The 12,295-nt window shown below is 42.8% G+C and carries 13 protein-coding genes; 11 read left to right on the top strand and 2 right to left on the bottom strand.

Annotated elements, in window-relative coordinates:
- Positions 1–414, bottom strand: coding sequence for an SDR family NAD(P)-dependent oxidoreductase (locus tag AB0756_RS00760; RefSeq protein WP_272900282.1), 414 nt, complete (start codon positions 412–414; stop codon positions 1–3).
- A gap of 186 nt (positions 415–600) precedes the next feature.
- On the opposite strand from AB0756_RS00760, the gene AB0756_RS00755 reads away from it, so the two are divergent.
- From AB0756_RS00755 to AB0756_RS00715, 9 genes are all read left to right on the top strand, one after another.
- Complete coding sequence (locus tag AB0756_RS00755) at positions 601–1,560, top strand: NAD-dependent epimerase/dehydratase family protein (RefSeq protein WP_408103975.1); 960 nt, start codon at positions 601–603, stop codon at positions 1,558–1,560.
- Between the two features lie 147 nt (positions 1,561–1,707).
- The gene (locus AB0756_RS00750) at positions 1,708–1,992 is read left to right on the top strand and encodes a hypothetical protein (RefSeq protein WP_038077306.1); all 285 of its coding nucleotides are present in this window, start codon (positions 1,708–1,710) and stop codon (positions 1,990–1,992) included.
- 194 nt (positions 1,993–2,186) lie between these two features.
- Complete coding sequence (locus tag AB0756_RS00745; RefSeq protein WP_408019813.1) at positions 2,187–2,333, top strand: IS4/Tn5 family transposase DNA-binding protein; 147 nt, start codon at positions 2,187–2,189, stop codon at positions 2,331–2,333.
- Positions 2,293–2,628, top strand: coding sequence for a hypothetical protein (locus AB0756_RS00740; protein ID WP_038077305.1), 336 nt, complete (start codon positions 2,293–2,295; stop codon positions 2,626–2,628). Before AB0756_RS00745 ends, AB0756_RS00740 begins: the two co-directional genes overlap by 41 nt.
- A 451-nt stretch (positions 2,629–3,079) precedes the next feature.
- Entirely contained in the window at positions 3,080–3,520 is a 441-nt protein-coding gene (locus AB0756_RS00735; RefSeq protein WP_038077302.1) for a response regulator, read from the top strand.
- Between the two features lie 684 nt (positions 3,521–4,204).
- The gene (locus AB0756_RS00730) at positions 4,205–5,863 is read left to right on the top strand and encodes a hypothetical protein (protein ID WP_038077300.1); all 1,659 of its coding nucleotides are present in this window, start codon (positions 4,205–4,207) and stop codon (positions 5,861–5,863) included.
- A 34-nt stretch (positions 5,864–5,897) separates the two neighbouring features.
- Positions 5,898–7,133: a BaiN/RdsA family NAD(P)/FAD-dependent oxidoreductase gene (locus AB0756_RS00725; RefSeq protein WP_038077317.1), complete on the top strand. Its 1,236-nt coding sequence runs from the start codon at positions 5,898–5,900 to the stop codon at positions 7,131–7,133.
- Between the two features lie 33 nt (positions 7,134–7,166).
- Positions 7,167–8,468, top strand: coding sequence for an SLC5/6 family protein (locus AB0756_RS00720; RefSeq protein WP_038077299.1), 1,302 nt, complete (start codon positions 7,167–7,169; stop codon positions 8,466–8,468).
- A gap of 201 nt (positions 8,469–8,669) precedes the next feature.
- A complete protein-coding gene (locus AB0756_RS00715) occupies positions 8,670–9,944 on the top strand; it encodes an RNA-guided endonuclease InsQ/TnpB family protein (protein WP_038077297.1) in 1,275 nt (424 codons plus the stop codon).
- A gap of 46 nt (positions 9,945–9,990) precedes the next feature.
- On the opposite strand, the gene AB0756_RS00710 is transcribed toward AB0756_RS00715, so the two are convergent.
- Complete coding sequence (locus tag AB0756_RS00710; RefSeq protein ID WP_038077294.1) at positions 9,991–10,725, bottom strand: 2-phosphosulfolactate phosphatase family protein; 735 nt, start codon at positions 10,723–10,725, stop codon at positions 9,991–9,993.
- Positions 10,726–10,995: 270 nt separating this feature from the next.
- Between AB0756_RS00710 and AB0756_RS00705 the strand changes: the two genes are divergently transcribed.
- Both AB0756_RS00705 and AB0756_RS00700 read left to right on the top strand, forming a co-directional pair.
- Positions 10,996–11,415, top strand: a complete 420-nt coding sequence (locus AB0756_RS00705) for a BlaI/MecI/CopY family transcriptional regulator (protein ID WP_038077290.1) — start codon at positions 10,996–10,998, stop codon at positions 11,413–11,415.
- Positions 11,415–12,254 carry a M56 family metallopeptidase gene (locus AB0756_RS00700; protein ID WP_038077286.1) on the top strand — a complete coding sequence of 280 codons (840 nt, stop codon included), beginning with the start codon at positions 11,415–11,417 and terminating at the stop codon, positions 12,252–12,254. The genes AB0756_RS00705 and AB0756_RS00700 overlap by 1 nt, the downstream gene beginning before the upstream one ends.
- Positions 12,255–12,295: the final 41 nt, after the last annotated feature.

Raw genomic sequence — 12,295 nt, 5'->3', positions numbered from 1 at the left:
TTATCTGTAGTCAGTGGATTCAGCCAGAGCCCGCCATTGTGCCGTTTCTTGCTCGACGTAAGCGTTTTTCTCAGCAATTGCCTGAAGGGTGTCTGTCCCTAGAGGCAACCGCAGAGGTGGCTTATCTGCGTTGACGATCTCGAGGAGCGCCAGGGCGAGTTTGGTGGGATCTCCGGGTTGTTGATAGTTCAGTTCGGAGGCATGGTGACGGATTTTCCCAACAGTATCCGCGTAATCGGAAATTTCTATGGCAGTGCGCTGGAGCGAGCTGCCATCGAGGAAATTAGTCCGGAAGTATCCCGGTTCGACCACAGTAGCATGGATGCCTAGAGGAGCTAATTCATCGTGCAGAGCTTCGGTAATGCCTTCAACTGCAAACTTGGTTGAGCAATAGATGCCCCACCCATCAAAGATATTGAACGTTGACTTTTCACCTGAATATTGCAGTTCGCTACATATGTTAGATGGAACTCCATACCGTTGCCCACGGAAATTGGACTACTCAAGTTTCTTAAAATTGGCTCTTCAATCAAACCAAAATCCGCTCTAACTTTAAATTATCAACTCTAAACCAATGCTTGTTTTACAGGAGTCAAGTATATGAAAATTTTTATTGCAGGCGCAACTGGAGCAATTGGTCGTCCACTAGTGACGGGTTTAGTTGCGGCGGGTCATGAAGTGATTGGAATGACTCGAACAGCTCAAAAAGCTCATGTTCTTAGCGAACTGGGGGCAAAACCCGTAGTGGTTGATGCTTTTGACGCAGTCGCAGTCCGTACTGCCATGATTCAAGCTCAGCCCGAAGTGGTGATTGAGCAATTGACTTCTCTACCTCAAACCTATACCCGAGCATCAATGACTGCGGCGGCGGAACTTGATGCTCGATTGCGAAAAGAAGGCGGTGCGAATGTACAAGCGGCGGCCCAAGCGGCGGGTGTACGTCGTTATATTATCCAGTCCAGTGCGTTTTGGTATGCTCCGGGTGAGGGATTGGCGACAGAAGAAACACCATTTGCCTTTGATGCAACGCCTGCGATCGCCCTTTGGGCGGCTCCCTTTGGGAGCATCGCGTCCGGTACTCGTGTATATGCTGATACCGAACATCGAGTCTTATCAGCAACCAATCTTGAAGGGATCGCTCTCAGATACGGCTTCTTCTACGGACCGGGAACTTGGTTCTCAAAAGATGGAGATGTAGCCAACCAAGTCCGCCAACAGCAATACCCAATTGTGGGAGAAGGAAAAGGTGTTTGGTCTTGGGTTCATATTGAAGACGTTGCTCAAGCTACCATTGCCGCAGTGCATCAAGGTACATCCGGTATTTACAACATCAATGACGACCAACCAGTTGAACTCCGTGTGTGGTTATCTGCTTTGGCTCGAACGCTTGGTGCTCAACCACCTGTTCGCGTCACTGAAGAAGAAGCAGAACTCGCTCAAGGTTCAGACGCAGTTTACTACGCCAACCATCTGCGCGGAGCATCAAACGCTAAAGCCAAACGAGAACTCAATTGGCAACCCAGACCGCTCGAATGGCTTGCAGAAGTTTCCGCTCTTTAATGTAGAGCCAATATCGGTGTAACTTCTCATATGCTGAATTTCACATTGATATTTTGTGTCACATCTGTCGGTTATCAATAATTTCTTAACCGACAGGGATAAAAAAGTTTGACCAGTACATTTGAACAACATTGGAGAACAACAATTATGAGTCAAGCAAAGAGCCCAGCAGATCCAACACCCCCGACCTTGGAAGGGAAATTAGCTCTGTTACGGAAATTCAGGGATGAATTGGGCAGTGGTGATACCATTCGTCGTCTCTTTTTTGGCGATCTTGAACCTATTGCCGTTCAACCCGGAGGAGCAAATACCGTGGTTCATCTTTATAACCATGCTAATGATGTCACCATTGCCTATTGTGCTTCCTACGACGTATTTCTGGCTGCCCGTCCGGGACGAGTTACTGAATTCGATCCTGCCGAAATCAAATAAGCGACTGGGCTAATCGGATGCAAGATTTTGTGGAGTTAAGCCACACCACGAGTTTATAGCTCGTGGATTTTGCTGACTTTTCACCGGATGTGGAAAAGGGGACTGGTTCGCGACGAAATAACGCGAACCAGTCCTTTGAACTTAAGGTAATTTGCGTCCTCTAAGATAAGGTACTTGTAGTATCGTATTGAGGGATGCAAATGAAACTATTAGAAGCGAAGCCGTATCGCAATTGTGATTTTGGTGACAAACGTCTGACCAACAGAGCAATGTTAATTGCGAAGGTTTTAAAAGTAAAATATGGTCAGCCTCTATCACAAAATACTGAAATTTGGTTGTAAAGCGGAAAGTTACCGCTTGGCGGGTGAGAGTCTGTCAACGATGTTAGGTTTTTTAACAGTTATTGCGGCACAATTACTGCGAATGACTTATTTACATCGGAATTCCCCGCACAGTTCGGTAGAATTAGTGCTAACAAAAATACAAATGGATGTGTTATTTGCTAATACTCCACCCAAACAAAAAAAGCTCCTAAAGCTTACAGTTGATTGGGCAATTAGAGCAATTGCACGTCTAGGGGGATACTTAGAACATATCTATATTTCCCGACATCTGACCCCACAGGTGACAGCATAGCCAAGCTTGAAGCCGTACCCAACACTTGCTTATCACTTACCTCAAGATATTTCTGTAACTGCTCTAAGTTTCGATGATAAAGTTTCATTGCGTGCTGGCTAATTACCCTCACTCCTTCACTTGATGCTAAATATTAAGTTTAAGTGATACTACCTATACAATTATTAATTTCTTACTTTTGAGATATATACTTTTTAGAAGCAGTTTCTAGAGGATTTTTCCGGACTTTTTCAAGGTTAATATATCAATTATTTTCCGTTGCTATATGGAAGTTGTATTTCTAAAGTCCGTCCTCTTATGACTCTTGAATTATTTAATATAGAAAGTTTTAATATTTGTGAATAAAAAATAGTGGTAATTATAAATACATAACAGAGCTAACAAATAACAAATTATTGCTTTTTCTAATTTTTACCGATTTTTACCGCTTTTTCCTATTAGAGGTATTGTAATGATTACTTCTGACAGTCAAAATCAATCCTTAGACGGGTTAAAAGTACTTGTAGTCGATGACAATGATGATTGCTTGGAATTATTGAAGCTAATTCTTGAAGGTTTTTCTGTAGTGGTCAGGTTAGCGAAATCAGTGAAAGAAGCTTTAAAAGTTTTAGCACAGTGGGAACCAGATGTTTTAATCAGCGATATTGCAATGCCTTATGAAGATGGTTATTCCCTAATACGTCAAATTAGAATTTTGGAAAAATGTCAACAGTACAAGTATCTCCCAGCTATCGCCATAACAGGTTTAACTACACAAGATGAACACGCACGAGCTTTTAAGTCTGGGTTTGATGTATACACAGAAAAACCTCTAAACATTGATTTTTTAGCAAAAGTTATTGCTGAACTTGTTGAAAAATCCCCACTTCAATATCACTATTACGAGTATTAAGTAAGTGAAGCGCTTAGATTATTAAGTGAACTTGCAACCAAAATAGAAGGTAAGGAGACTGGTTACAAAGCTAATTCCTGTAGTCAATTGATTAAGGATGTCCTTGCGATCGTACACCTAATAAAAAAAGAGTAGGAGCACGTCCAGGACTGGCTCAACCGCCAATTCGCTTAAAGAGCGCGAATGATTACTCAATCCTGACTGTTGTTGGGTTGAGGACACAAAGCTTAACATCCTGCGACTGCTGAGTTTTATGAAGCTCAACTCAACCGACATATGTCTCAATCCGCGATCTGCTTGACTCAATATAAGGGCACATCAGACGATTTGTATCCACGAATCAGTATTTATGAAAGGATAACGGAAATGTGTACTCTAATTTTCTCGCGAATTGCATTCACGACTCTCTCCATATTCGCAACTCTCCCCGTATTTGCAGCTTCAGCCAACGATTGGTCTTATGAACTCCTCATACTCGAAGAGTATTGCGCTTCTGTGGGGAGAACAAAATCAGATGTACTCAGAGAACTCATCAGAACTCTGAAGACAAAGAAAAAGCCGTCCTAGAAGGACGGGGCTTTAAACCCATTCTTTCGGTAAAATCGGTAATTTTCAGGTGGAAAGGGAGCCCGTCATCCTTATTATTGGTTATATTTGCAGTACCAAAGTAACCAAGCATAATCTATGACTGATTTTTCTCCTAATGTAGCACCTCAGTATTTAGAAGGATTAGAAAATACACCTGATGAGGTAAAAGCAGCAATTCGCCTAGAAGCTCGCGAACCGGAAAGCGATCCAACTTTGGGAATACCTGTTACAGCGAACAGACAGGGGAAGCCAGCTCATCGTCTTGTCGCGATTGGCGACTCACTAACCCAAGGCTACCAAAGTGGAGCAATTTTTAATACGAGTTTGTCTTATCCCGCACTGATTGCCCGCGAACTTGGTTGTAGCGAGCAATTTCGCTATCCTAAATACGACAGTCCAGGGAACGGATTACCATTAAATCTAGAAAAGTTTGCGAGAGATTTGGGCAAACGCTTTCAGGTAGCTGATGGTATCAATGCAATAGACTTTGCTATGATACTGCCGTGGCTGAGAAATTATCTTGATGCCAACGAAAAGTATTGGGAAGGGTGGGCGAAAAATTCTCTTCAATCTCCAGAAAAGGGATTAATCAATCATAATTTAGCTATGTACGGTTGGGATTTACGGAATACACTTTCTCGCACAGCCAAAACTGCTCGAGATATTATTCTCAATAATCCTTTCAAGGATGATGATGAGTTCAACTCTTTAAAACAAGTTCCCGAACACGCTAACGAAATTGCTACGTTACGAGTTTTAGATACAGCAAGGGATAAAAATGGAGAAGCTTTAACTCCTCTCGGTGCAGCAAAAGCTTTGAGCCAAGAAGGAGATGGAATTGAAACTCTCATTGTTGCTATTGGAGCAAACAATGCTTTAGGTAGTATTTTAACGTTTAAAGCAGTTTGGTCTGAAGCAGACTCTTATACTGATATGAGCGTGAACGATCGCTTCACAGTATGGCAACCCAGTCATTTTAAAGCTGAGTTGGATCTGATTGTAGAACAGGTCAAGCAAATTAAAGCACGTCACGTCATTTGGGCAACAGTCCCTCACGTTACGATTCCACCCTTTGTAAAAGGTATCAATCCCTCACAAGTGGGGAAAAAAGCTTCCCCCGGTTCTCGTTATTACCCGTACTACGTTCCCGTGTGGTTGGATGAAAAAAGATTTGATGCCAAGCGTCATCCTCATCTCACTGCTAATCAAGCAAGAGCCATTGATAGTGCGATTGATAAATATAATGAATCTATAGTAGAAGCAGTGCGGCAAGGACGACGCGAAGGAAAAGATTGGTACGTATTCGAGATGGTTTCATTATTAGATCGGTTAGCATATAAGCGTTACTTGGTAGAAGAAGATCGGGCAAGTCGTCCAAGTTGGTGGACTCCGTATAATTTACCTCCTGCTTTGGAACAGCTTAATCCAAAACCCGATACGCGATTCTTGGTTTCTGATGCCAAAGGAAGACATCAAGGCGGATTATTCTCGTTAGATGGCATACATCCCACCACAATTGGTTATGGTATCATGGCACAAGAAGTCATTAAAATTCTGGAACTAGCTGGGGTTGAGTTTTTTAACAGTCGAGGCGAAAAAAGATCTAGTCCAATTAAAATTAATTTTGCCCGTTTAATTCAGGAAGATTCTCTGATCTCCAAACCCCCAACCACCACAGCAGCCGTACTTGATTTTGCCGGTTGGTTGGATAGTATGACTGGTATTATGTCGCAAATGTATAAATCTAATGTGTAAAAAGGGATTGGGGATTGGGGAGTAAGAAGTGACAGTGAAACCTTTAGTGATAGTTGTTATAGGTGGCGGTGCGGCTGGCTTCTTTGGTGCGATCGCAGCAGCCCAAGCAAATCCAAAGGCTCAAGTGACTTTACTTGAAGCCAGTCGTCACCCTTTAAATAAAGTTTTGATCTCTGGTGGTGGACGTTGCAACGTCACTCACGCTTGTTTTGAACCATCAGGGTTAGTGCAAAATTATCCAAGAGGCGGAAAAGCACTGCTTGGTGCTTTTACCCGCTTTCAAGCTAAGGATACAGTAGCTTGGTTTGCCAATCGAGGAGTTCCTTTAAAAACTGAAGCAGATGGTAGGATGTTTCCCATCACCGATAGTTCGGAAACTATCGCCAATTGTTTAATGAAAACGGCAAAAACAGCTGGAGTAGACTTGCGTACCGGAGAAGCAGTTGCTTCTATTAACGCGGTTGGCGATCGCTTTAAAATTGCTCTCAAATCAGGGGAAAATTTGGAGTGCGATCGCTTGTTGTTGGCTACAGGAAGCAACCCAGTAGGTTACAGATTGGCTAAAGATTTGGGACATACTGTTGAACCACCAGTTCCTTCTTTGTTTACCTTCAATATCCGCGATGAAAACTTTAGAGAATTGGCTGGTGTCAGCGTTGAATCTGCACGTTTGTCCTTAACAGTACCAGACAAACCTGCCATAGAACAACTCGGACCGATATTAATCACTCATTGGGGTTTAAGCGGTCCTGCTGTCCTCAAACTTTCTGCTTGGGCTGCAAGAGCGTTACACTCTAACAACTACAAAGCCACTCTACATATCAATTGGCTACCTCATCTTAAGGCAGACGCAGTCCGACAACAAATTTTAGCGGTAAAAGATGAATGGGGGAAGCGGGCGATGTCCTTGCATCGCGGTGTGGACTTACCACATCGGCTTTGGCGATATATAATTTCTCGTATTGGGATTGCTCCTGAGATGCGTTGGGCGGAACTTCCCAGTAAAAAACTCAATCTATTAGTCCAAGAACTGACCAGAGGGCAATTTTTAATTGATGGTAAAGGAGTTTTTAAAGAAGAATTTGTCACTTGTGGTGGTGTTAACCTGAAGGAAATTAATTTTAAAACAATGGAGAGCAAGTTAGTTCCAGGACTTTATTTTGCAGGAGAAATCTTAGATATAGATGGTATCACTGGTGGATTTAATTTTCAAAGTGCCTGGACAACTGGGTATTTAGCAGGTCAAGCAATAGCGTCTATTATTGAGTGAACTGGTAGATGCTGAACGATCTACGGAAAGATAATGGAAGTCTCTGAAAACCGAAAACTAAGTATTGTCTCTTTAGCAACATTACTGGTATCTGCCCATTATGGATTGGGATTTCTTCTGGGAACTGCTGAAAAAGCTATGTCTTCAGGAGTCATGGGGAGTTTGTATGCAGTTTCTGTTGGATTGGGAGTTATTGCTAGCTTGGCGATCGCAAAATTCTATTGGACGCAGATTGAGCAAATTTGGACGTTACTGGGAAACCGTTATGGAAACTTGGTGAAGATTGGCGTTGGCTTGATGTCGTGGATGTCATTTATTGGTATCGGTGCTGTTCAGATTATTGCAGCTGCTTCCATTCTCGCTATTGTGGGAATACCCAAATTACCCATTATGGTGACGGTGACGTTGTTATTTTGGGTGCTCTCGTTACTAGCTGTTGAGAAAGTCAGTTGGCTGTTTCGAGGATTTCTCTTACTAAATATTGTGGGGTTGATTTACGCACTGTGGGTATTGCACGGTTTACCAAACTACGTGCAAGCTCCTGTGGAATTTATTACCTCCCTGCACCAAGTGAGTCTGGCTGAAGTTATCGGTGTTTCCCTCTCTACAACCTTGCTGGTAGTGATTGACATGAAATGTCACCAGTATATGGTTCAAGCTATAGATGTACGTACTGTTTATCTTGGCTGTCTCGTTGCGGCTATAGCAATAATTGCTTTAGCTTTTCTCCCTTCTACTGTCGTTATTGCTGCTCAAAATGCCGGAATTTTACCCGCAAATTTGGATGCCAAACAAGTTGTTCCCTATATTTTGTCTTGGGTTGGGCATGGAACAAATCAACCTCTAGGTATCTTCTTAATAGGGGTGTTAGCTGTACCATGTTTGGGTTTGGGCAGTAGTGTTTTGCGAGTACAAACCAAGACTCTGTTAGACTTACAAATTTTACCGCAATTTCAAGGGCATGTTGTCTTAATTGCAGCTATAAATGCTCTATTTGCTCTAGCGATCGCTCTTAAGGGAGGAGAAATTATTGGTTTAATTCTTTTGTTTTATACCGCTTACCTTTCTGCCGTTTGGGTTCCCTGGATTGCCTATCTACTCAATCACGGAAAACTTTACACTTTTTCTGATTTTAGTGTCAGGCTGTCTTTAGTCTTGGGTAGTTTATCAGCCCTCACAACTCTCAGTGTTATCCTCTACCAACCCAAAGCCGTCTTTTGGGGAAATGGAGAATTAACCATCATGATTGTTGGTATCGGTTGTGGAAGTATCAGTTTATTATTGGCGCAGCTATCAGAAAAATTGAATAACACGATCAAGTACAAGAAAGTATGAAGTATCAAGGATGAAGAAAGTATCAGATTTTAACGAATTCGGCGAAATTCCCCATCCGCCATGCGGTGGGGATGGATAGCCGGGAGATTGTGAGGTACATCCATAAAGGATGTCCGAGCAATTTCCAAATATTTTTTCTGAGGCGCTTTATCGCAAATTATATATTGTGATAAAATAGGGAAATCAAGGAGGTGGTATTGAGTGCTGCATAAAGCTATACAAGTTCGTTTATACCCAACCAAAAAACAACAAACACAATTAGCTCAAATATTCGGAGCTTCAAGATGGTGGTGGAATTATGCTCTCAATAAATCAATTGAGAGTTATAAAGAAACTGGTAAAGGGCTTGGACGTTCTGCACTCAATGCACTTTTACCAGCACTCAAAAAAACAGAAGATACCTGTTGGTTAGCTGATTGTTATAGCCAAGTTTTGCAAGCTACAACACTCAACCTAACTACGGCGTACAAGAATTTTTTTGAAGGTAGGACTGGTTTTCCTCGCTTCAAACCTAAGCACGGTAAGCAATCAGTTCAATATCCTCAAAACGTCAAAGTGATAGAAGGTAATCTAAGTTTCCCAGGTAATCTTGGGATTATTGAGGCTAAAATTCACAGGGAAATCGAGGGTAAAATTAAGACTGTTACCGTTAGCAAAACACCAACAGGTAAATATTTTGCATCTATCTTGACTGAGGTAGAGGGCGAAAACCCAACTACCTCAGAGGGGAAAATTTATGGAGTTGACTTAGGGTTGAAACACTTTGCTGTCGTGACTGATGGTGAAAAGATTTCTAAATACGACAATCCCAAACACATCGCAAAGCATGAAAAGAACCTAAAACGGAAGCAACAAAAATTAGCACGGAAACAAAAAGGAAGTAAATCAAGAAATAGATATAGAAAAGTTGTTGCCAAAGTATACGAACGGGTTAGTAACTCAAGGCAAGATTTTCTACATAAACTTAGTTACAAGTTAGTCAGCAATAGCCAAGCTGTCATAGTAGAGAATCTTAATGTCAAAGGCATGGTTCGCAATCACAATTTGGCAAAAGCAATATCTGATTGTGGCTGGGGAATGTTCACCAACTTTTTAGCCTATAAGTTAGAACGCAAAGGTGGAAAGTTGGTAGAGATAGATAGGTGGTTCCCTAGTTCCAAACTCTGCTCGAATTGTTTCTATCAAATGAATGAAATGCCATTAGATGTGAGGGAATGGACTTGCCCGCACTGTGGTACTCATCACGATAGAGATGTCAACGCAGCAACCAATATTCAAGCAGAGGGTATCAGAATGCTAAAGGTGAACCAGTGCGTTGCGGGGGTTCCCCCCGTTGAAGCAACTGGTGAACCCGTAAGGGCGGAAGGTTCAGCCGTCTCTGCCGTAGGAGGGGAGGTAAGACCAAAACTCGGACGAAAGTCTAAGTTGAGGCACTCGCCGTTGAGTACGGAAGCCCCAACTTCAAGCGCAAGCTAAGTTGGGGTAGTTCACGAAAAAATATTCTATCCTTCATCCTTTATGCTTAATAATTCTTTAAAACTCCAGGTTTGTCTTGCATGGGCAAAACATCTAAAATATCTGTTTGAGAGCAGTATTTCAGGTCTTCATGACATTCGAGGCGTAACAGGCGTTTGCCATGAGTGGCATGATGGAATAGCCCGAGTAAGTTGTCTTGCCATTGGGAGTAGAGAGCGATCGCACTAATCACTTCATCATTACCAGCAACTTCATTAGGTGACAACTTTGTCTGTTGTAAGACAGTATGAGCAATTGCACCCGCACAGGCTGTGTCTTCCAGAGAAAAACTACCCTCCCAACCCGAGCCAACGATCCAAACTGTTTCTGGTTGTTTTTCTACAAGATATCGCACGACTGCCGCACGGTTAACAAAAGCACCCGTTAGTACAGTTCTAGCATTTTGTATTCTTTGTAAAGTCCGAGTGCCGTTAGTGGTACTAATAAATAAACGCCGTCCTTGTACTAATTCCGGCGTGCAATCAAGAGGAGAGTTACCCAAATCAAAGCCAGGAACTTTTGCCCCACCCCGTTCTCCTGCTCGCAAGCGTTTTTCAGGAGACCATTTTTCACTCTCTGCCATCAGTTTATCCAAATCGCTGAAAGCTTCAACCGCTTCGCCTCCAGCAGACAAGACCGTCGCTATCGTAGTCGTGGCTCGCAGTACGTCCACTGCGATCGCGCATTCTGGGACTTCGTGTACTGGAGTTGACTCCGGGGTATGGTAAATGTATAGCTTCACGGATTGGTTACACCTGATTTAATAATGATTTATACTCATGACAAATATTCTAACTAGTGTAAGGACTAACCACTGTGAATAAAGAAGGTAAATCCAAGGAAGTATCCATTGGAAATTCCTATCACAATAGCAGGAAAAACTTATCGATTGAAAGATAGAGGTAATCTTAAAGAAAGAACAGACAGCACGAACAACTTGTGCTTGGCTTAAACTATAGGGTACCGTAACCCTTGCTTTAAGCTAGATGTCCTCTTAAAAATTCAAACCGACATGGCACCTTTACCAAACTACCGCCCCAAACAACTGTCCTTAGGTCCCTTAGAAGCAGAGATTTTGAGTATTATTTGGGAACTGAGTTCGGCTACAGTTAAGGATGTACACGATCGCATCTTAGCCGATCCCAACCGAGAGTTAGCATACACGTCGGTTACCACAGTGTTGCGTCGCCTCACAGACAAAGGTTGGCTAGCCTGCGACAAAAAAGGGCGAGCGTTTTACTGGCGACCATTAGTCACACAGCAGCAAGCAGAGATGATTCGAGCACACGAGCAGCTACGACGATTTTTAGCGGTAGGCAATCCCGATGTAGTCGCTGCTTTTGCTGATAGTCTTGATGAAGCTGCTACCGAGCAAATACAAGCGATCGCGAAACGCATTCAAGCCGCACGCCAAGCCAGGGAGGAGAAATAATGCACATTTTGATGATTCTAGCTGCTTTAACGGTTGCTTATTGGATGAGGTCTCAATCGACTAAAATTTCAGGTAACTGGAATGAGCGATGGCAAAAAACACTCTTTTTATTTCTCTTTCCCCCATTGCTCATTTTTATGACAGATATTGCTCTACTGTGCATGGGACCCCAAGGGAAAATGGGCGGCTTGCAGACGGGCTGTTTCAGCTATGTTTTAGCGTTAATTATTCTTGCTTTTATTGCCATTTCGTGCATTAAACTGGCAGTAGAAGGATGGAAGTCTATCCAATCGACCCGCAATTGTTTCCCAGTTAACATTGCAGGTCAGCAAGTGAGAGTTCTCAATACAAAAGCATTATTTGCCGGTCAAATTGGATTTTGGCAACCTCAACTCGTCCTCAGTGAAGGGCTGCTGCAAACTCTTACCCCAGATCAATTAGAAACAGTCTTTGCTCACGAGCAAGGACATTTTCACTACCGAGACACGTTTTGGTTCTTTTGGTTGGGATGGGCGCGTTTTTGCACTGCTTGGTTGCCCAACACAGAAGTTTTGTGGCAAGAACTGCTGACATTGCGCGAACTTCGAGCTGATGTCTACGCTGCATCGAAAGTAGACCCATTACTGCTTGCAGAATCGCTATTGTTGGTAGCTACTACCCCACCTGTCTCCTCAGAAATTTGCTGTGCGGCTTTAGGTTCGAGTGGCGTTGACCGTTTGGAACAGAGAATAGAAGCTTTGCTAAAAGAACCGCAGCCCATAGGGCGATCGAACTTGCAGTTTTGGAAAAGCTTCCTCTTAGCGTTATTACCTATGGTGACTGTTATTTTCCATACATAAAGATGGCTTGAGAAAAACTCATCGGAAACATGACTGAAACA

Origin of the sequence: Tolypothrix campylonemoides VB511288_2, from assembly GCF_045999855.1 — a bacterium.
GTDB lineage: Bacteria > Cyanobacteriota > Cyanobacteriia > Cyanobacteriales > Nostocaceae > Scytonema > Scytonema bouteillei_A.
This window is presented reverse-complemented; position numbering and strand designations above follow the sequence as displayed.

Excerpts from the sequence above, each read along its gene's own strand:
- AB0756_RS00755 (WP_408103975.1), top strand. The coding sequence starts at position 601 with ATGAAAATTTTTATTGCAGGCGCAACTGGAGCAATTGGTCGTCCACTA.
- AB0756_RS00750 (WP_038077306.1), top strand. The coding sequence starts at position 1,708 with ATGAGTCAAGCAAAGAGCCCAGCAGATCCAACACCCCCGACCTTGGAA.
- AB0756_RS00745 (WP_408019813.1), top strand. The coding sequence starts at position 2,187 with ATGCAAATGAAACTATTAGAAGCGAAGCCGTATCGCAATTGTGATTTT.
- AB0756_RS00740 (WP_038077305.1), top strand. The coding sequence starts at position 2,293 with ATGGTCAGCCTCTATCACAAAATACTGAAATTTGGTTGTAAAGCGGAA.
- AB0756_RS00735 (WP_038077302.1), top strand. The coding sequence starts at position 3,080 with ATGATTACTTCTGACAGTCAAAATCAATCCTTAGACGGGTTAAAAGTA.
- AB0756_RS00730 (WP_038077300.1), top strand. The coding sequence starts at position 4,205 with ATGACTGATTTTTCTCCTAATGTAGCACCTCAGTATTTAGAAGGATTA.
- AB0756_RS00720 (WP_038077299.1), top strand. The coding sequence starts at position 7,167 with ATGGAAGTCTCTGAAAACCGAAAACTAAGTATTGTCTCTTTAGCAACA.
- AB0756_RS00705 (WP_038077290.1), top strand. The coding sequence starts at position 10,996 with ATGGCACCTTTACCAAACTACCGCCCCAAACAACTGTCCTTAGGTCCC.
- AB0756_RS00700 (WP_038077286.1), top strand. The coding sequence starts at position 11,415 with ATGCACATTTTGATGATTCTAGCTGCTTTAACGGTTGCTTATTGGATG.